The 23,209-nt window shown below is 37.9% G+C and carries 19 protein-coding genes; 9 read left to right on the top strand and 10 right to left on the bottom strand.

What is annotated here, in order from left to right:
• Positions 1-7 precede the first annotated feature (7 nt).
• From FORMB_RS03675 to FORMB_RS03640, 8 genes are read left to right on the top strand one after another with little or no spacing between them, the layout of a single operon-like run.
• Positions 8-922: a hypothetical protein gene (locus tag FORMB_RS03675; protein ID WP_069676167.1), complete on the top strand. Its 915-nt coding sequence runs from the start codon at positions 8-10 to the stop codon at positions 920-922.
• Positions 923-969: 47 nt separating this feature from the next.
• On the top strand, positions 970-2,334 hold the full coding sequence (locus FORMB_RS03670; protein WP_069676166.1) for a UDP-N-acetylmuramate--L-alanine ligase: 1,365 nt from the start codon (positions 970-972) through the stop codon (positions 2,332-2,334).
• Positions 2,335-2,369: 35 nt separating this feature from the next.
• Positions 2,370-3,068 carry a RadC family protein gene (radC, locus tag FORMB_RS03665; RefSeq protein WP_069676165.1) on the top strand — a complete coding sequence of 233 codons (699 nt, stop codon included), beginning with the start codon at positions 2,370-2,372 and terminating at the stop codon, positions 3,066-3,068.
• Positions 3,068-4,375 carry a polysaccharide deacetylase family protein gene (locus FORMB_RS03660; RefSeq protein WP_069676164.1) on the top strand — a complete coding sequence of 436 codons (1,308 nt, stop codon included), beginning with the start codon at positions 3,068-3,070 and terminating at the stop codon, positions 4,373-4,375. The genes radC and FORMB_RS03660 overlap by 1 nt, the downstream gene beginning before the upstream one ends.
• Positions 4,359-5,048 carry a YjjG family noncanonical pyrimidine nucleotidase gene (locus FORMB_RS03655; protein ID WP_069676163.1) on the top strand — a complete coding sequence of 230 codons (690 nt, stop codon included), beginning with the start codon at positions 4,359-4,361 and terminating at the stop codon, positions 5,046-5,048. Before FORMB_RS03660 ends, FORMB_RS03655 begins: the two co-directional genes overlap by 17 nt.
• A 54-nt stretch (positions 5,049-5,102) precedes the next feature.
• Complete coding sequence (locus tag FORMB_RS03650) at positions 5,103-5,675, top strand: hypothetical protein (protein ID WP_069676162.1); 573 nt, start codon at positions 5,103-5,105, stop codon at positions 5,673-5,675.
• Positions 5,672-7,075 carry a DUF5723 family protein gene (locus FORMB_RS03645; RefSeq protein WP_069676161.1) on the top strand — a complete coding sequence of 468 codons (1,404 nt, stop codon included), beginning with the start codon at positions 5,672-5,674 and terminating at the stop codon, positions 7,073-7,075. Before FORMB_RS03650 ends, FORMB_RS03645 begins: the two co-directional genes overlap by 4 nt.
• Entirely contained in the window at positions 7,065-7,859 is a 795-nt protein-coding gene (locus FORMB_RS03640) for a hypothetical protein (protein WP_069676160.1), read from the top strand. The genes FORMB_RS03645 and FORMB_RS03640 overlap by 11 nt, the downstream gene beginning before the upstream one ends.
• Here the strand turns inward: FORMB_RS03640 and FORMB_RS03635 are convergent.
• Positions 7,856-9,133, bottom strand: coding sequence for a replication-associated recombination protein A (locus tag FORMB_RS03635; RefSeq protein ID WP_069676159.1), 1,278 nt, complete (start codon positions 9,131-9,133; stop codon positions 7,856-7,858). The two genes, FORMB_RS03640 and FORMB_RS03635, sit on opposite strands and share 4 nt — an antisense overlap.
• Before the next feature lie 97 nt (positions 9,134-9,230).
• Here FORMB_RS03635 and FORMB_RS03630 point away from each other — a divergent pair, with 97 nt between their 5' ends.
• Positions 9,231-9,959: a rhomboid family intramembrane serine protease gene (locus FORMB_RS03630; RefSeq protein ID WP_069676158.1), complete on the top strand. Its 729-nt coding sequence runs from the start codon at positions 9,231-9,233 to the stop codon at positions 9,957-9,959.
• On the opposite strand, the gene rlmB is transcribed toward FORMB_RS03630, so the two are convergent.
• The 9 genes from rlmB to FORMB_RS03585 form a co-directional block, all read right to left on the bottom strand.
• Positions 9,956-10,690 (bottom strand): 23S rRNA (guanosine(2251)-2'-O)-methyltransferase RlmB, encoded by a 735-nt coding sequence (gene rlmB / locus FORMB_RS03625; RefSeq protein ID WP_069676157.1) that lies wholly within the window; start codon positions 10,688-10,690, stop codon positions 9,956-9,958. The genes FORMB_RS03630 and rlmB overlap by 4 nt on opposite strands.
• 201 nt (positions 10,691-10,891) lie before the next feature.
• Positions 10,892-12,844: a S8 family serine peptidase gene (locus FORMB_RS03620; RefSeq protein ID WP_069676156.1), complete on the bottom strand. Its 1,953-nt coding sequence runs from the start codon at positions 12,842-12,844 to the stop codon at positions 10,892-10,894.
• 85 nt (positions 12,845-12,929) lie between these two features.
• Positions 12,930-13,841 carry a hypothetical protein gene (locus FORMB_RS03615; protein ID WP_069676155.1) on the bottom strand — a complete coding sequence of 304 codons (912 nt, stop codon included), beginning with the start codon at positions 13,839-13,841 and terminating at the stop codon, positions 12,930-12,932.
• A 23-nt stretch (positions 13,842-13,864) separates the two neighbouring features.
• Positions 13,865-14,620, bottom strand: coding sequence for a hypothetical protein (locus FORMB_RS03610; RefSeq protein WP_157498070.1), 756 nt, complete (start codon positions 14,618-14,620; stop codon positions 13,865-13,867).
• Positions 14,621-14,637: 17 nt separating this feature from the next.
• Entirely contained in the window at positions 14,638-16,110 is a 1,473-nt protein-coding gene (locus tag FORMB_RS03605; RefSeq protein WP_069676153.1) for a RagB/SusD family nutrient uptake outer membrane protein, read from the bottom strand.
• Positions 16,111-16,135: 25 nt separating this feature from the next.
• Complete coding sequence (locus tag FORMB_RS03600) at positions 16,136-19,168, bottom strand: SusC/RagA family TonB-linked outer membrane protein (RefSeq protein WP_069676152.1); 3,033 nt, start codon at positions 19,166-19,168, stop codon at positions 16,136-16,138.
• A 744-nt stretch (positions 19,169-19,912) separates the two neighbouring features.
• On the bottom strand, positions 19,913-20,794 hold the full coding sequence (locus FORMB_RS03595) for a hypothetical protein (RefSeq protein WP_069676151.1): 882 nt from the start codon (positions 20,792-20,794) through the stop codon (positions 19,913-19,915).
• A gap of 20 nt (positions 20,795-20,814) precedes the next feature.
• Entirely contained in the window at positions 20,815-21,741 is a 927-nt protein-coding gene (locus tag FORMB_RS03590) for a hypothetical protein (RefSeq protein ID WP_069676150.1), read from the bottom strand.
• A gap of 25 nt (positions 21,742-21,766) precedes the next feature.
• Positions 21,767-23,209 carry a SusD/RagB family nutrient-binding outer membrane lipoprotein gene (locus FORMB_RS03585; RefSeq protein WP_069676149.1) on the bottom strand — a complete coding sequence of 481 codons (1,443 nt, stop codon included), beginning with the start codon at positions 23,207-23,209 and terminating at the stop codon, positions 21,767-21,769.

Below are 23,209 nucleotides of genomic sequence, written 5' to 3'. Positions count from 1 at the left end.
TTTAGGCATGAAGAAATTCTTACTGATTTTGTTATGTCCATGCCTCTTAATAGGTCAAAACTACACTCAAGAATTTGATTCCTTATTTGAAACCAAAAACTACACTCAAGCCGTTCAAAAGCTAGAGGTTTATTTAGACAAAACCCCTCAAGATTTAGAGTTGCTAGAATTGATGGGGGATGCTTACGGTTTTCAAAGCAACTGGGACAAAGCAGCAATCTACTACAAACAACTTCGTGATTTAGATGTTAGAAATGCGACCTATCACTATAAATATGGGGGCGTCTTAGGGAAACTCGCCAAAGAGGGTTCTAAATTAAAGGCACTCGGTCTCATTTCTAAAGTAAAATCGTCGTTTCTTAAAGCCGCAGAATTAGATCCGAAGTCTATAAATATTCGTTGGGCTTTGGTGGAATTATACACACAATTGCCTGGGTTCTTAGGAGGAAGTTATAACAAGGCAATGGTCTATGCCAGTGAATTAGAGCAGCTCTCCAAACCGAATGGGTATTTTGCCAAAGCGTATATTTATGAAAATTCAGATCGAGAGGCGTTAGCAAAGACTTTTTATAAAAAAGGGTTAGATACCATAGAGGAATTACAGTGTTTTCAACCCGAAGTATCAAATGCCGCGCATTTAAATACACATAACAATTCAGTGCATTTTCTTGTGGCTACCGCTTGCGTGCTTCATAACACACAACTCTCTATTGGACAAAATTATATCCAATTTTATATAGATGTGTTTTCTTCTAAAGACCGCGAGCCCTTAGAAGCTGCTTATGTACTTCAAGTACAGTTGTTCAAACTTCAAAACAAAATTCCTGAGGCAAGTGCTTCCATTGATAAAGCCCTCTCAATAAATCCCGATTTCAAACCCGCATTGAAAGAAAAGCAATTAATTTTATTGTTAAAGCCTTAAGAAAATCTAACCTCAATCCGTATATTTACCTCTCATAAACTCATACTATGAATGTACATTTTATTGCTATAGGAGGTGCTGCGATGCACAATTTAGCCTTGGCGCTTCACTACAAAGGGATGCAAGTTACGGGCAGTGACGACACCATTTTTGAGCCTTCTAAATCGCGATTAAACGCAGCGGGACTGTTGCCAACTAGTTTTGGTTGGTTCTCTGAAAAAATCACTAAAACCTTGGATGCGGTAGTACTTGGAATGCATGCCAAAGAAGACAATCCCGAACTTTTGAAAGCGCAGGAACTGGGACTAAAAATATATTCATATCCAGAGTTTTTATACGAACAATCCAAACACAAAACACGGGTAGTGATTGGCGGGAGTCATGGAAAGACGACCATTACAGCCATGATATTACACGTCTTAAATTACCACGATATTGAAGTGGATTATATGGTAGGCGCACAGTTGGAAGGGTTTGATGTGATGGTAAAACTGACCGATGGTGCCGATTTTATGGTGCTTGAAGGTGATGAATATTTAAGTTCGCCAATTGATCGCCGTCCAAAATTTCATTTATACCAACCTAATATTGCACTCTTAAGTGGGATTGCATGGGATCATATCAATGTGTTTCCGACCTTTGAAAATTACTTAGAACAGTTTAAAATTTTCGTCAATAGCATTACGGTTGGCGGAAGTATTTCTTACAATACCGAGGATCTTAATGTGAAAACAATCGTTGAAGAAAGTGACAATCAAATTCGTAAATTTCCGTACCAAACTCCTGAGCATACCATCGAAGATGGGGTTACTTATCTGGAGACGGAAGAAGGTCCACTTCCGCTCGAAATTTTTGGAGCACATAACCTAAATAATCTTGCAGGCTCTAAATGGATTTGCCAACAAATGGGTGTGGATCAAGATGATTTTTACGAAGCGATCTCCAGTTTTTCGGGAGCAAGTAAGCGCTTAGAAAAGGTGGCTGAAAATACCAATTGTGTGGTGTATAAAGATTTTGCTCATTCCCCAAGTAAGGTGAAAGCCACCACGGAAGCCGTCAAGTCACAATACCCAAAACGCCCATTGGTTGCCTGTTTAGAATTGCATACCTACAGCAGTTTAAATGCAGGATTTCTAGAACACTATAAAGGGACTCTGGATGCAGCAGATACAGCGGTGGTGTTTTATTCGCCTCAAGCCGTTGAAATAAAAAAATTAGAGTCCGTAAGTAAAACTCAAATTGAAACCGCTTTTGAGCGTGACGACTTGATTATTTACACAGATTCTCAGCTTTTTAAAAACTATATTACTACCTTAGAATTTGCTCAAAAAACAGTGTTGCTCATGAGTTCTGGAAGTTATGGAGGCTTGGATTTTGAAGCTCTTAAAAATAAAGTATCTGACCCAAGTTGATTTTTTAAAATGATATAAAATAACCTCAAAAATTTATGACAATGTCCCCCAAATCATTCCCCATAAAAAACTGGTCTCAAGACGACCAACCTCGCGAAAAACTAAGAGATAAAGGGCCCCTTTCCTTGAGCGATTCAGAATTGATTGCTATATTAATTGGCTCTGGATGGGTGCAAGAAAGTGCTGTGGATTTATCCAAACGGATCTTAGCGAGTGTGGATCATGATTTACAAAATTTAGGGAAATTGTCAACGGTTCATCTAATGACGTTTAAAGGGATAGGAGAGGCAAAAGCCATTAAAATTGCGGCAGCTATGGAGCTCAGTCGTCGCCGTCGCGAAACAGATCCAAAAAAATTAGATAAAATCAATACCAGTCGTTCCGTGTTTGAGATTATGAACCCGCTTTTGGGACATCTTTCTCATGAAGAATTTTGGGTTTTATATCTCAATAATTCCAACAAAATACTAGCAAAAACACAGATGAGTAAAGGAGGGATGACGAGCACGACTGTAGATGTTCGCATTGTGATGAAGCAAGCCTTGGAGCATTCAGCCACCGCGATTGTTCTGGTGCATAACCACCCATCTGGGTCGCTTCATCCAAGTAAATCTGACACCCAATTAACTGAGAAATTTAAATTAGCAGCGGAAAGTTTAGATATTAAAGTCTTAGACCATATAATTGTCACAGAAAAGAACTATTTTAGTTTTGCCGATGAAAGCTTATTATAATGCTGTTAGTTTATACTTCTAAAATCACCCCGAGACTCCGATTTGTTTTTAAACAAATCTGTACGCGAATTCTCAATATCCCTGTTTCTTTTACGAGTGTAATTGAAGAATTTATTGCGCACGACCGTCTCAAAATGTCTTACGGTTCACAACCTTTAGGAAGCGAGTTTTTTATAAGAAGTAATGGGCTTTTATTAGAACAAGGCTTGTCAGATTTAGAGCTGAATGTTCAGCCATGGGAGGATACCAAATGTTTTTTTAGTAGTGGAGAAAAAAGTCACATCCCTTTTGACATTTTCTCTGCCGCTTTTTATTTGTTAAGTCGATATGAAGAGTATTTGCCACACGTTAAAGATAATTATGGGCGTTTTACCAAAGAAGAAAGTTTGGCTTTTCAATCGGGCTTTTTACACCAACCCGTAATTGATATTTGGGCTTATAAATTTAAAGCAGCCTTACAAGTACAGTATCCCAACCAAGAATTTGAGTCTCGCCAGTTTTCAATCAATCCCGTGATTGATGTGCCTGTAGCCTATTATTTTAAAAACAAAGGATTTTTAAGAACGATAGGAGGGATCGGATCTGATTTGTTTCGGTTTCGGTTTAAGTTTTTATACGATCGTTTTCCTGTGTTGTTTGGATTTAAAAAAGATCCGTACGACAATTTTAAATGGATCATTAACCGTCAAAAAACAACGCAAACAAAGTTTAATGTGTTTTTCTTAATTGGTAATTTAACCACTTACGATAAAAATAATAGCATCAATAAAAAGGAGTTTGTATCCTTAATTAAATCGGTAGCTGATTACTGTAATGTGGGTATCAAAGCTTCGTATATGGCGTTAGATTCAATGGCGGTTTTAAAATCCGAAAAACGACAAATGGATGCGGTGGTCAATTCCGTTACAACCTCGGCACGTTCTTCGTTTTCTAAAGTTAATTTACCATCGACTTATCGAAATTATATTGATCTGGAAATTAATTCAGATTATACGATGGGGTATCCAGAATCAATTGGATTTAGGGCGGGTACTTGTACGCCGTTTTTATTTTATGATTTAGATTATGAAATTCAAACTCCCCTTATGATTCACCCGTTTCAACTGATGGATTTCGTACTGCTTAAACATTCCTCATTTTTAGACAAAAAAGAAACCTTACTCAAAGCGATTTCCGAAGTTAAAAAGGTAAACGGTAGGTTTACATTTATCTTTCATAACTATGCGTTTAGTCCAACGAAGCGTTGGTCCGATTTCAAATCATTATTTAATATTATACTCGATTCCACGAATGACATTTCATCATAAAAAACATATATTTTTCGACCTCGACCATACGCTTTGGGATTTTGATAAAAACTCCGCATTGACCTTTGAGAAGGTATTTAAATTAAACAATTTAGATATAGACTTGAATACCTTTTTGGAGGTGTATGTCCCCATCAATTTACAGTATTGGAAGTTGTATCGAGAAGAAAAAATTGATAAAAAGAATTTAAAATTTGCGCGACTCAATGATGCCTTTAAGGCACTAAAAATAGATATTCCAACAAGAATCATCCATAAATTGTCGGATGATTATATCACACACCTTTGTACGTTTAATCACCTGTTTCCAGGAACGATTGAGCTTTTGGATTATTTACAACCGAACTATCAACTTCACATCATCACCAATGGGTTTAAAGAAGTTCAGCATGGGAAATTAAATCAATCTAATATTGACCATTATTTTCAGACGGTGACCAACTCCGAAATGGTGGGCGTCAAGAAACCAAACCCTAGAATTTTCAATCATGCGCTTCAAATGGCAAAAGCATCCAAAGAAGAAAGTTTGATGATTGGAGACAACCTTGAAGCGGATATTATGGGGGCGCTCAATTTTGGAATGGAAGCGATTTGTTATAATTTTCACAAGGAAGCTTTAGCGGCGGATATTATTGGCGTGGATCATTTATTAGAATTAAAAAATTATATTTAGAACATAAAGTTGTAATTTGTTCGTTTATTATAATAATTAAATCCCAGTTTTATTATGAAAAATTGTCCTTTTTTTAAAAATCCCTTAGCCCTAATTATTGTTTTAGGTGTTTGTTTCTCTTGTATTAAGGATACGGATTTTGATCAAGCGACTCCCATTACTCTCACTCCAATAATGGACGTTAATTTTATGGAGTTTCAAGAAACGTCCTCTTCTTTTCTTGATGCGTCGGGAACAGAAATGCCATTCATTTCTGATCTCATTGTTTTAGAAGTGCTCTCTTCTGACTTTATCCATGACCATCTTACAAAAGCAGAATTAGTATTTGAAGTTACAAACAGTCTTAATAAAGCTTTCCAAATTAAAATGGATTTTTATGATCCAGAGGATATACTTCAGCATTCGTTTTCGATAGATATAGACAATTCTCCTTCTCATATTCCTCTTGTAACTGAACACACAGAGGTTTTTGAAGCGATGAGTTTGCAAGCTTTGAAAACGAGTTTTAAATTAGAGATTACAATCACGTTGGTGTCCAACGCTACGGGTTCCGTTTTAACTCCTGATTCTGAAGGAAATCTTGACTTAATATCCAATGGGATTTTATATTTAGAATACACTCAATGAGGTGGCTAATATTTTTGGGAGTCTTTGTATCCCTACATGCGCAAAACAAGCAACTCTTATATGGTTTTAAAGATGTTCCACAACAAATTCTTTTAAACCCAGGGGCTCAAGTCGATCATCGAGGGTATATAGGGGTGCCCTTACTCTCTCATATTCATTTTAATGCAGGCATCACTGGATTTTCTGCATTTGATGTTTTTGCCGATGATGGAAAAGATTTCAATCAAAAAATTAGAGACGTAGTTTATAAAATGGATGCCAAGGATTTTTTCGGATTCAATCAACAATTAGAATTCTTTTCGGCGGGACTTAGCTTACAGACGTCTTTAGATAAATTTGTTTACATTTCATTTGGTATGTATCAAGAATCAGATCTATTTTCCTACTTTCCAGAAGATTTAGCTATTCTGGCTTATGAAGGAAATCATAATAACTTAAATAGGCGTTTTGATTTAGGACAACTGAATGTAAGTGCTGAGGTGTTATCCGTTTTTCATTTGGGTATTAATAAAAAAATCAATTCTAAATGGACCGTAGGCCTCAGAGGTAAAATATATTCGAGCATTGCACAGGCGTCATCAACAGAGAATAATGGGTCTTTTAGGACGGTACAGGGGGCGGATAATTCCCTGAATCATATTTTTGATCTTGACATCAAATTACAAACTTCGGGGCTTTCCTTTTTGGAAGAACCCAATGCCAACGAGGGATTGGCTATTTTAAAAAAACGGCTGTTATTTGGTGGAAATTTAGGGTTGGGTATCGATTTAGGGTTCACCTACCAACCCTCCCCAGAATGGACGATAGATGCAAGTCTTCAAGATATTGGTTTTATCAATTATTCTAAGGATGTTAAGAATTACGCTCTGGAGGGGTATTTAGAATATGACGGTATTCAAGCGCTGTTTCCAGAGGTTGTCACAGACCAAACGGCACAAGATTATTGGGATGAGGTTTCAACAGTGTTTGATGAGTTATTTGAAATTGACAGTACCACAACTGCGTACACCAAGTGGAGACCAATAAAACTCAACAGTTCTGTCAGTTATAATTTTGGAAAAAAAACAGATCAAGAATGCAATTGTCTTGACAAGTCAGATCCAACTTTTCAAAATAGAGTAGGGGCACATCTGTTTGCCATGAAACGTCCCAATCATTTACAGTGGGCACTGTCGGCATTTTATTATCGTAAATTCTTCAAAGGTCTGCAGTTCAAAACAACCTATACTGTGGATGCATATTCATTTACAAACGTTGGACTTGGGATGTCTGCCGCCGTAGGAGCCGTACAATTTTACATCATGGCCGATAATTTATTGGATTATCAAAACTTGGCTAAATCACAAAGTGTATCTTTACAATTAGGTTTTAACTATATATTTAAAAACAATGAAAACTAAAATTTATATTTTTCTTCTAGCATTAAGTGTCAACATGAGTTCATGGGCTCAAATGAGTCTCAACGATTACAAGTACGTTTCAGTCCCTGAAAAATTTGATTTTTTAAAATCAAACGATCAATATCAATTGAATTCGCTAACATTTTTTTTACTTAAAAAAAAGGGGTTTACGGTCTTGAATAAATCGGATAACTACCCAATGGATTTAGCTCAAAACAACTGTCTGATGTTAAATGCAAATGTGGTTAGGCTTAAAGGCTTGTTAACAACGAAACTCCAATTGGTATTGACCAATTGTAAAAACACGGTTGTTTTCTCTTCGGAGATTGGAAAATCAAAATTGAAAGAATATCAAAAAGCGTATCATGAAGCACTTCGTGACGCTTTTGAATTAAGCGAGTTTAATTATGCATATAATGGTTCTAACGCTTCAACGGTGATACCAATCCCAAAAACAACAACACCAGAGCCAATGATTGTTGAACCTGCTTCTGTAATCGTCACCGAAGTCATAGAAGAAAAAGTAGCAGCTCAAGAAGTTATGGAGTCTGTCCCAGCTATTGAGCAGGCAACGGGGTTGCTCATAAAGCAAACCAATTCGGGTTATGATTTCATAGATGGCGTTTCAAAAACTGTTAAATACTCCGCGCATGCAACGCTGTTTGAGAATGTTTACATCATTGACGGGCAAGAAGGTATTATTTATAAACGTGGACAAAACTGGGTTCGTGAATATGTCGAAAATGGAAAGACTTCGATTGAAGCCTTGAACATCCAACGCTAGGAATTATACTTGTCTTTCCAACGTTTTTTTAAAAATTCTTGTTGTGTATTTTCGCGTGCATTGTTTCCAGGTTTATAGAATTGTGTACTCTCGATGCCTTCAGGTAAAAACTCTTGCTCCACAAAATTCAGATCGTAATTATGGGCGTATTTATAAGACTCACCATAGCCTAAATCTTTCATTAGTTTCGTAGGTGCATTCCGAATGTCCAAGGGCACTGCCAGATTCCCTGTATTTTTCACCACATCAATCGCTTGGTTGATGGCGGCATAGGCCGCATTACTTTTTGGTGAACAGGCCAAGTAAGTGGCGCATTGACTTAGGATGATCCGACTTTCGGGCATTCCAATGGCGGCAACAGATTGAAAGGTGCTATTTGCCAAAACCAAAGCGGTTGGGTTGGCGTTTCCAATATCTTCACTTGCTAAAATAAGCAGACGGCGTGCAATGAATTTCACATCTTCGCCACCTTCCAACATACGGGCTAACCAATAAACAGCGCCGTTTGGGTCGCTTCCACGAATGGATTTAATAAAGGCCGAAATGATATCGTAATGCTGATCGCCTGTTTTGTCATATAAGACCGTACTGTTCTGAACTTTGTCTAAAACCAATTGGTTGGTAATGGTCACCTTGGTAGCAGTCTCCGAATTGACAATCAATTCAAAGATATTCAATAATTTCCGAGCATCGCCACCTGACAATCGTAGCAAGGCTTCGGTTTCTAGAAGTTTAATTTTCTTTTGTGAAAGGAGTTCATCCGTTTCAATTGCACGTTTTAAAAGAGCGTCTAAATCGTTGGTGTCAAATGGTTTTAAGGTATAGACCTGACAACGAGAGAGCAGGGCAGAGATAACCTCAAAACTTGGGTTTTCCGTAGTCGCTCCAATCAGCGTTACCCAGCCTTTTTCAACGGCTTGCAGCAGTGAATCTTGTTGGGATTTGCTAAAACGATGGATCTCATCTATAAATAAAATGGGATTTTTGGTGGTAAATAACCCGCCACTTTGTTTTGCTTTTTCAATGACTTCCCGTACATCTTTAACACCCGAACTGATGGCACTTAAGGTGTAAAACGGTCGATCGGATTCGGTGGCAATAATGGTGGCAAGGGTTGTTTTTCCAATGCCTGGTGGACCCCAAAAAATCATAGACGGAATCAATCCTTGCTTTAAAGCTTGGGTCAATGCCCCATTGGGTCCAATAAGGTGTGATTGACTGATGTAATCGGTCAATTTCTTCGGACGTAAGCGTTCTGCCAAGGGTGCATTCATGCTACAAAACTAAAGATTTTTTTGATATAAAGGTGACATTCTAACATATTGCCTTTTTTTGGCGGGTTATTTGCTAGTGTTTCCTAAATTTATAACCATGAACGCACAACAACCGTTTCGATTTTCTACAGGTGTGATCGGCTATCCGATCGCATTTGTCTTGTTGATTTGGATTGTGTTTTGGTTTGAAGTTCGGTTTGGGTATCGGTTTAATTATCTGGGGGTATATCCACGAACATTATCAGGTCTGAGAGGCGTTGTTTTCAGTCCTTTTATCCATGGGAGCTTGGAACATTTATACCATAATTCTACGCCTTTATTGGTGTTGTCCACAGCCTTGTTTTATTTTTACCGCCCGATTGCGTGGAAGGTTATTTTATTAGGTATTTTATTTTCAGGACTTTCTACTTGGGTGATTGGAAGTTCTGCCTATCATATTGGAGCGAGTGGACTGATTTATGTATTGATGAGTTTTATGCTCTTTAAAGGTATTTTTTCTAAACACTACCGCTTGACAGCACTTTCGTTTGTCGTCATTTTTTTATATGGCAGTATGTTGTGGTATGTGTTTCCTGTTAAAGAAAATATGTCGTGGGAAGGACATTTGTCTGGATTGGTGGTTGGGTTTATTTTTGCCCTTATTTTTAAGACGGCTATTGCGAAACCTCCCAAATATGTTTGGGAAGATGAAGATTATGACGAATCCCAAGACCCTTTTTTACAACAGTTTGATGCGGAGGGGAATTTTATAGAAACTCCGGAAGAAAATCACACAGCGGATTCTTCTTTAGAAATCCATTATAACTTCAAAGAAAAGGACGTTTAGAGACGCTGTCTGACGGCTTCGTAAAGAAAAGCACCACATGCTACAGAAACATTTAAAGAGGCGATGCTGCCGTACATAGGGAGTTTTGCTTTGTCGTCCACCAATTTTAAAATAGAGGGGTTGATGCCTCGGTCTTCAGATCCCATAATGATGGCACATCCTTGTTTAAAATCGATATCGAAAATGGTGTTGTCTGTTTTTTCGGTGGCTGCAACGACTTTTATGTCGGAGGCTTGTAAATAAAACATAGCATCTTTGATGTGATCTACTTTACAGATGGGAATGTTAAATACGGCACCTGCACTTGTTTTAACGGTGTCTCCGTTTATGGGAGCCCCGCCACTTTTTTGAATGATGATGCCATCCACGCCTGTACATTCGGCAGTTCTGATGATGGCTCCAAAATTACGAACATCACTGAGCTGATCGAGGAGGAGAAACAATGGGTTTTCTTTGGTTTCTTTGACAGCGGTGATCAATTCTTCCAAATCATAAAACGCGATGGGCGACATGCTGGCGACTGCCCCTTGATGGTTGTGCTGTGTCAAACGGTTTAGTTTTTCAACTGGCACATACGAAAAGTTGATGTTCTGCTTTCGCAATAGTTTTTCTAACTCTGTGTACAATTCGCCACTGAGTCCTTTTTGTAAAAAAACCTTGTCTATGGTGTTTTCAGCTTCCACGGCTTCAATGATGGCACGAAGGCCGTATATTTTGGTTTCTTTCTCCATGCCGCAAAAGTACACATTACTTTTAATTAATAAACTATAAAAGAAGCTATCTAAAAAGCAGAAAATCTGTCATTCTGAATTTATTTTAGAATCTCAATTAACTGAAATCCAATTTGTTTTAGAATCTGAAACGAGTTCAGATTGACAAAACAAATCATTTTTAGATAGCTTCTTTTAAATGTACTTGTAAAAAATGATTATTTATTGAATGACCACTTTTTTGAAGGTGTTTTTAGAGCCTTGTTTTAAGGTTAAAAAATAAACTCCTTTTGCGTAATTGCTGGTATTTAATTGTCCTTTAATTACAGCTGTTCCTCCCAACATATTTTCTGTATAGACCGTTCTTCCTTGAAGGTCCACAAGTTGCACTAAACAAGAGGCATCTGATGTGGATGCAAATTTGAAGTTCAGTGATTCCTTAGCAGGGTTTGGCCATATATTCAATACATTTTCTGTGATTGAATTTGTGCTTAACACAAATCCAGCACTAGAGATGATTAATGAATAATCTTGTGCGTCATTGGTTAATAGCCCTTGGTGGCTCACTGTAAGGGTATAGGTTCCAGCGATTGGTGTATCAATGTCAATGTTTTCAACCGTATCTACATCATTTACAGCATCTCTTAGAGCATTTCCTGTTGGACTTGCTGGATTTAACCTCCATGGATAGTAAATGTTTCCATCGGGCCCCGTAATTGATACATCTAAATTATTCACTAAAGCGGGCAGTGTACTGTTTATAGATCCTGCTTGGTTAATTCCTGCGGGATCCGTCCAACATAAGGTTGCGCTGACAGCTGAGGAGGCTCCAGCTTCAAAAGTTGTAGTGTAAGTATCTCCATTGACTAAAGTTCCTTCTAAAATCTTTGCGCCATTATAAAAATCATCATTTATTACATAGGCTGCTTCTAAACAATTCAAAAGCCCCCACCCATATACGGGATCTGGACCAATTTTGACAAAATCATCATCGGCTGTGTGGCATACCAATCCTTTTAAGGTTGCAGATTTCATAAATTCTCCGTTGTTTAAATCTGAGTAGAACTGCTGTAACAACAGTACTGATCCCGCTACGTTAGGAGCTGCCATTGAAGTTCCTGTAGAATTTGCATAAGCGTCTGTTGCATTATTATAAGGAGATATCAATCCAGTTCCATTGCCAGTAATGTCTGGCTTAATCCGATTGTCATCCGAAGGACCTTGACTGCTGCTTGAATTGATACTGATTGCAGTTAATACGTAGTTTCCATCCATTGTAGGGTCTTGCGCATTGGCAACAACTAAATTGTTTTTTGAATTTTTTTCTCCTGTGAGCTTGTCATACCCATCGGTACTCGCATTGCTATTTGGACTGTTCCCATTATTTCCTGCAGAAACTACTTGTAAATAGTAGGGGTTGTTAAAGTGAATTTCATCCCATACTTCGGCCGCTCCAATATAGCATCCCATATAATAGGCATCTAAGTATTCATTTCCATCGGCATCTACGGCTGGTACCCCGTAAGAATGATTGGAAATCAAGAGTCCATTTGTTGTTACTTCATTTAAAGCTTCCGCTTCGTCAGTATCCCAAGTGTAAGACACAATCGTGGATTTCGGCGCCATTCCTTTTGCATCTGACCAGACGCCTTTAGCAGCGATGGTTCCAGCAACATGTGTTCCATGGCCGCCATAGGTTTGGTTTATACTATAATCTGGTGTGGTGACTCTAGGAATTGAAGCAGTTGGAAAATGCCCTGCAAATTCTATATGGTCCACCAATACATTATCTTCATCCCAGACGCCAACAGTCATCCCTTGACCTTCAATATCAACACCTGCTCCACCTCCATTGTGTAAAAGATTTGCTCTTGTTGCTATGGCTGCATCAGAGTTATGTGTTGTGATGGCGATGGGTGTTCCATTGATGACATCCACAATGGTGTATTTTTTATCTCCGACAAAGTAGTTGCGTTCTTTTCCTGGGTTTTGACTTAAATAGGCATCGATACGAATTGTCTTTTCGTTGTTGCTTTCATTTATTTTCTCGAGGAGTGCTGCATTTTTTTCTTTTAAACTTGCACTTATAATTGTCTCAATTTGTTCCTTGCTTTGTCCGTAAGACGTATTCAAGCAAGCGACGAGTACTATAATAACTAAAATGTATTTTTTCATTTTTTTATATATTAAAAAAAAGCCTGTGAGAGTCACAGGCTTTTTTGTTATTATAATTTAATTTTTTACAACTAAAGCAATAGAATTATTGTTTTGTAAATGTTGTTTGGTAAGGACCAAAATTATTTGGTGATCCAAAATCTCCACTTGCTGTGATGACACCTGTCGTATAATCGTACGATGTCGTATCCACAAAGTGGTAGTTAAAGCCACCTACATAAGGAATGTTCAAATTGTAACTGTCATCTATATCCAAAGTTCCATCTAGATAAAATGTCATTACAGTTCCTTCTAAATAATAAGTATCAAATCCAGTTGAGTTTGATATCAACATAGTGGAAGCAGTTGTGTCTCCTTCTATCAATGATAATTCAACTTGGTAGCTTTCCCCAAAGGCAACAGCTAATTGTAAACCGGCATTGGTACCGTCAGTGAATATTTCATCAACCGAATAAGTACCTACAAAGGCACCTAGAGAAGGATTGATTACAATTCTCTGAGTTACAGGGAATGTTTCGCCTGTTAATCCAGCTGTAACATCTGATGAGCTTGTACCTGTAAGTACCACATCAAATACCATTGGCTCAGTAAGTGTTGTTCCTTCTAAATCTGCAAGATCTAAAGAGATCATACTTAGGTAAGAATAGTCAAATCCAGTTCCGTTGTCAGGACCTGCATAACTTGTTTTTCCAGCAGGTGCTACTACAGCCCCAGAGTTAGAAAACACAGCACTTGGATCTGCACCAGATACACTTTGTAAAGCATAGTTGATTGTCAAATCAGAACTTGTTGTTGGTACCTGGATATTCACGTCTAAGTCAATCGTTCCTGTAGCTCCTTGGAATACTCCAATGACAGCATCGTTAGTTGTCAGAAACTGAACCCAGCCACTTTCTTCTTGAGCTGCGTAGCCCAAATCTTCACTACTATCGCTGTCACAAGACACGGTTAGTGCAAGGACGAATAGTAAGCTAATTGATTTTATTATATTTTTCATATTTTTTTATTTAATTAGTTAGTTTACGGGTTGACACAAAAGTCTGTAGCTTCTGAACCACCCCAGTTTCCTTCGCCATTGGCAACATTAATAATAGAACAGTCTAAAGAGTAGTTACCAGTAGTTACACCATCATACTGACCGTCAGAATAAGCATCAAAGATTGTAAATGTATAACATCCATCCGCTAAGGTCATGGTTTCAACAATTAGCTGGCCGCCTGATATATAAGAATAGCCATCCCCAGATTCTACAACGACTCCTGCCGTATCTGTAACTTCCCAACTGCGCTCATCTGCATAAGAGTCTTCATTCATTGTCAATACAAAATCGTTACAAATCAAGTATTTGTTATAGTTAATCGTAGCGGTTTTAGAGCCTACAACAGCAACTCCTGCTGGTAAGTCTAAGTCTAGGACTAACGTATAAGCGACACCTTCCGCAAGGTTGGTATCTACAAAGCTCACAGCGAGTGTTCCGTCGTAAGAATCTGCTGGTATTGTAACAGTTCCTACTGTGTAATCACCAATAGCCCCTGTAGATGTTGCATCTACTACTACATCATAACTTCTTGCTGTTGCTGAAGTTGTTGTTGCTTGTACAACTAAAGTTGCTGTTGCACCTTCTGGACGTACTGCGACAGAAGCAGAGGATGCTGTAAAGCCAACTCCAGTTTGTCCAGAGTTGTCATACACATTGTCTATGATTGCATCGTTTTGCTCGCAAGCCATGAAGCTTCCAAAGACAAAAAGAGCACTTAATATTCTAAATTTTTTCATAATTATATAATTTTTAATTAATAGTCTCTGTTTTGTTCAACTCCACTGTTAGCAGTTGTTTCGCTTAAAGGAATTGGTAACGTAAATCTGTAATCAGAGTTTGGTAAAGAACATCCAGCTAAGTTTTCACATTCTTTAGCATCTCTATCGATGGCTCTGTTTCCTCTGTTTCCTAAACGTTTTAAATCTACCCATCTGTGACCTTCGTATAAAAGCTCTAAACGTCTTTCGTCAAGAATAGCTCCAAACGCTTCTGTTTCATTTGCAAAAACTTGAAGATCTTGAGCGGCACCATATCGTGCATCTCTTAATTCTTTCAGTAAAGTTGCAGCAGCAGTTAGATTTCCAGCATCGGCAGCAGCTTCAGCTCTAATAAATAACATTTCAGAAGCTCTGAATACTTTAAGATCATTTAATAATGGCTGTGTTCCACCAGGATATTTGAATACTAATAATACATCATCATTAATAGAGTTATCGTTGGTTTGATACGTAGGGTCTACAGTAGATTCTGCAACGTTTAAATTTCTTGTTAAACGTACATCGTCTGTTCCAGCTAAGATGTTATAAACGGAACGGCTCATTTCCATAAATGGACCTCCACTAGCAGAGGCATCGATGAAAGCAAATAAGCTTCCAGCCCATCCACCACCAGAAAGACCTTGACCATCGTAAGAATCTCCAATAGATCTTTCGAGGCTAAAAATCACTTCTGTGAAATCCGCATCTTCAAACATTGCTGCATATTCAGTTTGGTCAGCAATAGAGTAGTCCGCTAACAAAGATGCTGCATAGCCATCAGCCATTACATACTGTCCTCTGTAGGCAGCGATTCTTGCTTTTAAAGCAGTTACAAAATCAGCACCCATAAAAGTAACTCCTTCAGAAGCATTGATTAAATCTGTAGCCATTGCTAAATCTGCACTGATTGCCGTGTAGAATTCACCATTGGTAGCTCTTGGTCTCGCTTCAAATATGTCTTCTGCAGGACTTGTTACAAGAATTCCAGCAAGTGCAGAATCGTCTGTATAGTCAGGTGAGAAGTAAGTAAGTATTTGGAAATGTGCAAATGCTCTAATGGCATGTGCTTGACCTAATACGTTGTCATAATCTTCTTGATCTTCAGTAGCATCAATAGAAGGCGCAGCTTGTATCACTCTGTTTGCCATTCCGATTGCACCATAATAAGATGTCCAGATACCAAAAGCATATCCGTTAGAACTGTTAATGTTAAAGTTCTGTTCGTCATTGTTCTGACCTCCGTTGTCTCTTCCTTTAAAAGTTTCATCCGTCATTGCTGCTGTGAGTCCAATTTCATTAGTGGTATCTAAGAAATTGTAAGCACCTAATAGACCAGCTCTTAAGTCTGAAACACTCTGAAAGGCATTTTCTGCGCCCAATCGACCCGGTTGTTCGATTTCAATGGCATCATTACAGCTTACGATTGATAGCATCAAACAAGCATAAACGATTTTAAATATATTTTTCATGTTTTTATGTTTTTAAGTTATATTATTAAAATCCAAATTCAAGTCCGATAGAAAATGTCTTTGGTGTTGGATATCCATTTTGAGATGATCCTGTACCTTCAGCATCAAATCCTCTCCATTTTGAGAACGTTACTAAGTTTTCTCCTCCAACAAACGCACGGATGTATGAGAATCCTGTTTTGTCAAGGATGACTTTAGGAATGTTGTATCCAAACTGGATAAAACGAAGTCTTAAATAATCCGCTTCTCTTAAATCTCTATCAGAGAATGATTGATCGGCAAAGTTAGTTGCATTAAGTGACGGTACGTTTGTAATGTCACCTGGCTGTTGCCATGCATTTAAGATGTCTCTAGAGTGTCTGAATTGACCAATTGAAGTTGGATCCATAAATCCGTTGTAATTAAAGTCATATCGATCTACTCCAATAGCGTAGTTAAATTGTGTTGTTATGAAGAAGTTTTTAAAGTCTGCATCAAACCCAAAACTACCTTGGTAATCTGGATAGATATTTAATCCTGTTGCTCTTTGATCTGCTTCTACTAAGTTCTCAGTAATGTCTCCATTAAGGTTTTCGAACAATAAGTTTCCGTTTGCAGGATTCACCCCTACAAATGGTGCAGCATAGTATTCACCAATTACACCACCAACTCTAAGTCCATAAGGAATATCTCCACCTGAACCAAGACTGATTACTTCTTGTTTGTTATAGTTTCCTACAAGGTTCAGTGTTACATTAAGACCGTCTTGCTTTGAAGCTTTTACGATGTCATAGTGTAATTCTAAATCAAAACCACTGTTTTGTAACTCTCCTACGTTTGCGCTAATGGATGTTTGAGCTCCATTAAGTGCTGGAGAGATTGGTGTAGGGAAGAATAAATCTTCTGTATTTTTCTTATATACATCAAAACTTCCACGAAGTCTGTTGAATAAAGAAAAGTCAATTCCTACGTTTGCTTGTACTACTGTTTCCCATTTCAATAAATTGTTTCCAATTTGTCCAAATGAAAGTCCGTTGACTCCTCCGTACTGACCACCAGTCACGAATAAATCTCTTGTTAAATCAGCAGCTCCAAAGGGAGCGAATGTTCCACCTGAATCCACAATACGTTGGTTACCAGCAGTTCCGTAAGAGGCTCTAAGTTTTAGGCTGTTTACAAAAGTTAAGTTTTGCATGAAGCTTTCGTTAGAAACATTCCATCGTCCAGAAACGGACCAGAATGTACCCCATTTGTTCGAGTCTGCAAATCTGTAAGAAGCATCGCGTCTAACTGTTGCAGATACACCATAAGTTTTGTCATAATCATAATCAGCATAAGCGAAGTATGAGAACAAACCTGCATTTTGAATGTTTGCAAAAGCAGTATCCACAAAGTTGTCATTGGCAGCATTGTCATCTACGAAAGCCGAACCATCACCAGGATAAAAGGTTGCTGGGTCAAATCCTTCTTGTGTAACTCCAAAGCTTCTCCAGTGTGCTTTAAAGTATTCTGTGAAGACAGATACTTCTAAGCTGTGTTTTTCAGCAAATGTATTAGTGTAGCTTAACGAGTTGTTAAAGTTTAGGAAGATAGATCGATCTGAATTTTGAACTGAAAATCCAGGAGTTACGTTTCCTGTCTGAGCAAATAACTGAGAGTTAAAAGATGTTGGTGCTTCTACTCTTAGCAGTTGTTCGTCTGTGAAATCTGCTCCAAATCTACTGTTGAACGTAAGATTGTCTGTAATGTCATAGCTCGCTTTAAGACTTGCGATGACTTTAATTTCATCTTCACGTCTTGTGTAAGTTTCCAAACGGTCTAATAACATTAAAGGAGTGTTTGCGAAATTTACAGGGATGTTACTTCCTTCACCAGATACATAAGAACTAGGAGAGATGTACGTTACACCTTGGTTTGCACCAATCGCAAAGTTTCTGTTAATAGCTCCAGAACCAATACTGTTTGCTTCGTCACTTTCAGAGTAGTTGAGAGATAAAGAGGTACTGTATCTGAATTTCCCACTATTTGATTTTCCGTTGATGTTGTTTCTAAAGTTGAAACGTTTCAATGTACTTGCTCTTTTCAAAATACCTTCTTGATCTTGAAATCCTAACGATGTAAATGAATTCAGGTTTTTACCACCTGATGATAAACTTAGATTGTGACTTTTTGTAAGTCCCGTTCCAAAGAATACATCTAACCAGTCTGTGTTGACTAGTCTTGCACGCTCTTCTAACTCAACGTCAGAAAGTGTGGCTCCAAAACCAGCACCGAAATCTTTTTCTAATTGCAGTTGCTCTCTAGAGTTCATTAAGTCATAATCGTTCCCTTGTAGGTTTGAGAAACTTGTTAAGCCACTGTACGTCACTTTTAGTCCAGTTTCATACGATCCAACTTTAGTTTCAATGATGATTACACCATTTGCACCTCTGTTACCATAAATGGCTGTTGCACCTGCATCCTTAAGAACGGATAGAGAAGCAATGTCATTTGGATTTAAACTTCTAAAGTTGTCTTCATCTACTGGTACACCATCAATAATAAATAATGGTTCTGTATTACCAGAGATAGAGGAGACTCCTCTTAAGTTAATTAAACTGTTTCCACCAGGTTGTCCATTACCTGTTGTAATGTTCAAACCTGCCACTTGTCCTTGTAGTGTTTGAACAAAAGAAGCATTTGGTCTAGACTCAATGGTTTGAGCAGTTACTGTAGTCGAAGCAATGTTAGAAGTTGCTTTAGAAGTTGTTCTAAAAGCTTGTACTACTACCTCGTCTAAGTTAGTGTCTGTAGCTAAAACTACATTAATTGTATTACTTGCTCCAACAGTTTGTGATTGGTTTGCATATCCGATGTAACTATAAGCGAGTACGTCACCTACTTTAGCGTTAATAGAATAATTACCATCAAAATCAGTTGAAACTCCAGATGTAGTTCCATCTATAACAACAGTTGCACCAGGTAATGGTAGTCCGTTATTATCAGAAACAGTTCCTGAAACTTTCTTTTCTTGTGCAAATGAAATTTGCACAACTAACGCTAACATGAGCATTAGAATTCCACTAAACTTTGTTTTCATTTTTGTTATGTATTTAAATTAGTCATCGCAAAAGTGACGATTATAAGTCAAATATCCAACATTTTGTTTATAAATATTTAATATTAATTAAACATTATAAGATATATATAGTCATATTAGCGGGTTATGTTCATTTATTTTATTTAAATAGTAAACTAAACTTCAATCTATTTTATGTGACATTCATTTAGAATTCTATTGAAATCAAAAGAGGCCGTCCGGAGTCTTTTTTTGTCAAGCTGAGCTTGTTTCACATTCTAAAAAAAACTGAAATTTAGTTAATTGAGATTCTGAAGTCAGAATGAAAGATTTTCTACTTTTTAGACGGTCTCAGAGTCTATTATTACTTGTTTTGTGATGGGGGTGGGGAAGAGTTGCAGTTGCTTTTAAGTTGGTAGTTTGAGTGGCTTCGATTTAGCGCATAAAAAATCCACCCGATTGGATGGTTTGGAATGATGTGTCGTTTGTTTTGTGGGGTTAGGAGTGGAGTGGCCCTAAGCTTTTCTACTGTTGCAGTTGCTTTTAAGTTGGTAGTTTGAGTGGCTTCGATTTAGCGCATAAAAAAACCACCCGATTGGGTGGTTTGGAATGATGTGTCGTTTGTTTTGTGGGGTTAGGAGTGGAGTGGCCCTAAGCTTTTCTACTGTTGCAGTTGCTTTTAAGTTGGTAGTTTGAGAGGTTTGGGTTTAAGGCATAAAAAAACCACCCGATTGGGTGGTTTTGGAATTAAGATATTATGTGGTGTTAAGGTATCGGGATAATTGTATAATTATAACCTCCTACAACATCTAATGTTGCAATTGCTTGTAATCCACTACTAGTATCTGTGGTGTATCCATTAAAAACAATTTCTGTTTCCGTGTCTGGGAAATACTCTTGACTTACGTTTAGTGTAATTGGCATTGGTTGCCCAGTGTTTAACCCAGAAAATGGGTTGTCATAAAGATCTGCTACAAGAAAGTAACTGCCATCCGCAAGACCACTTAACTGATCTTCTTCAGGACAATCAGCAGTTCCAAGAACATAGCCAACGTAAGCACCGGCAGCAGTGAATAGAATTAGGTCAAAATCTGCTGAACAATAGTCTATAGTTACATCGATTGCCCCACCTCCTAAGCTATAGGAGTATGAGCCTGCCCAGTCCATGGTAAAATCTAGGACGTCGTTGATGTGGTCATTTGTAATGGTCACACTGTGTGAAAATGGTGTGACGTCAAAGTTAGCTTTTGATGTTCCTCCAATATATAGTGTTTCTTCACCTTCAATATCACCCGTTTTTAAAATTTTCACGGTTGCACTTCCAGTCGTTTCACCTATTGGAATGTGAATAGTTCCTGCCTCAAAATCATTAGCATCTGCAGTTCCGCCAACTTGAGCTAAATCAATAACTGCTTCAATTGGTTGCGGCGAATCTAATGTTGCTGTAATTGTTATTTGATAGGTACTTGCGACATTACTGTTAATTGCACTTTCATCAAAATTGTTTGGTGAAGTAGATGATAAAGTCACATTTGTTCTCGTAAATTTATTTGTAGAATAATCTGTCGCATTTTCTTTTTTGCTACATGCTGTAGCAAAAAGGATCGCACATATTACTAAACCTATTTTTGAAATTTTATTTTTCATATTTTTATTTTTAGTGTTAATTAATCAACTTTTTTAACCAATTTCTCAAAAAATTCTCTTGTTTGTCCTATACCTCTAAAGTATCCAACAGTAAAATTCAATTCATCTTGACCATTATTTGTGTTGTCAGGGACGGCTACAGATGTGGTGGCATTACAAGGTATTGATTCAAATGCGTAACCTCCAGCACCTTCACAGGTCATGACTGGTGAGCCATTTAGTAATAGAGCATTGCCTTCTAAGTCAACATCTAACACTGTGATTTTCCCTGTAGCGTTGTCGACGGTGAAGTAAAATTCATTATCATCCCAGTAAGCTAAGCCTACATGTCTGTAAACAGATGAATTAACGGATTCAATGATTCTGTCGGTTCCGTTCCAGTCTCCGCCAATAAAGTTTCCAGAGTTCCAATAGGCACTTTCTGCTACATTGTAAACACCTGCATACCTGGTTCCTACGGCTACTTTGGTAGTGCTTGAATTGTTGTGCGAACTATTTTCAGAAGTTTTAGAAACATATTCTAAGATCCAGAAGTCACCTATGTTAAGCCCAGCATCATCAGGAGGTAAAGGTGCTCCATTTAATTGAATATTTGCAATGAGTTCTGCATAATCAAAAGATACTTGAAAATTACTAGTATTTCCAATGGTTGTATTTTGAATGTCAATAGTTTTTAGTAAAACTCGATTACTTACATCTTTTGTAACAGAGTTTGTAAAAGAGTTATATATGTCAACTGAAGTCGTCTGAACGGCTCCTTGGTAAATTGCACCATTTGCTGTATAAGTATTGCCACTTCCTACAACGTAGCTAATTAATGGATTATTCACATTAACAAGACCTCCCCTTTTACTATTACCAGTTAATTCATCATTGTCATCATCTATACAGGATGTGAAAGCAAAAACTGCAATTAATGGGAGGATTAAATATTTTATTTTTTTCATAGTTATGTTTTTTAGATTAATTTTTTTATTGCCAGAATAAAGAAGATGTTAATAAGTCACCACCAATACTAGAAGACGCCGCTTGATAATTTGCATTATTCAAAGAAGGTTCATTTGTTGGGTAATATAATCTAGATGGTATTTGATTGATGTCTGCTTCAGCTGCAGGCGTTAACACGGGGAGTTTTGTTCGTCTCCACTCAATCAATGTTTCAAAGCCTTGACCAAATAAAGCAATCCATTCTTGGGTTGCTATTTTAGCAGTACCATCAGATTGTGATGTGATAGCAAAACCAGGTTGTCCTAAATAGTTAGTTGCATTTAGGCCATTAAATTCAAAACTAGCACTGATTCCTTGATTGTAATAAGTGTTTACAGCGGCTAAGCCACCAGAAATATACCCTTTATTGGCCGCTTCAGCCATTAAAAAGTTTAATTGAGAATACGACATCACCACACCTGGCAGTTCTGGATTTAGGTAGAAACTCCCCAATCCTGAGATGTTAGCATAGGTATAGCCTAAAGCTTCGTTAGGAAGTGGTGTTTGAAGACCAAATCCTGGGGGCTTTCCTCTAATGACGCCATCTGACTCTGCAGGAGAAGCATATACTGCCAAACGAGGGTCATTAAGACTCGTTAATAAATCAACTAACACAGAGCTCACTTTGTACTCTGGTCTTGAGCCGTCCACAATTGTTTCCCAGATGGGGTTGGCATCAGGCGATACTGCTAAGTACGACAGTTGTGCATTGTCTTCGTTTCCACCAAATAAATTTCCTGAATTCACAATGGCTTGTAATTCTGCTCCTACACTTCTTGTGGAAGAAATTCGCATGAGCGCTCTAAACTTTAACGTATTTGTGAGTTTCAGCCATTTGCTAGTATCACCCCCATAAAATAAATCTGAAGTAGCAACCACATCACCAGATCCACTAGATAAAAGAGCTGCCGCATCGGTTAGCATTTGAATGACGCCTTCAAAAACAACGCTTTCGTCGTCAAAAGCGGGCTGAATATTTCCAAGGTTTAATGCCTCTGTAAATGGGACTGGACCGTATAACTCCGCAAGCGTCTGGTATCCAATTGCTTGCATGACCAACGCAATTCCTTGCAAGTTTGTGTTTTCATTTAGAACTGCCAAGTCATACATTGCTTTAGCCTCAGAAAGGGTTAAGGTGTAGATGTTCCTCCAAATGTTATTAATATTTCCTCTTCTCGGTATATACCGCGCTTCACTGTTGTATTGGACTTTGGACCACTGTTGTGCCCAACATGCCCCCATGTCTCCGCCATATTGCATCGTATAGAGGGTGTTTACAAAATTCCTTTGCGTATATCCCAATAGCAGGTGTCCTGGAATTTCGGATGATCTGTTAGGGTTTTCATTTAGCTTTTCATAATCTTCTGTACAACTTGTTGTGAGTACAAAACTTAAAAAAGCATAGAGTATTATTTTTATGTTTTTCAT

This window comes from Formosa sp. Hel1_33_131, from assembly GCF_001735745.1.
In the GTDB taxonomy this organism is placed as follows: Bacteria; Bacteroidota; Bacteroidia; order Flavobacteriales; family Flavobacteriaceae; genus Hel1-33-131.
Note: the sequence above shows the minus strand (reverse complement) of the source record. Positions and strands in the feature narration are given on the sequence as shown.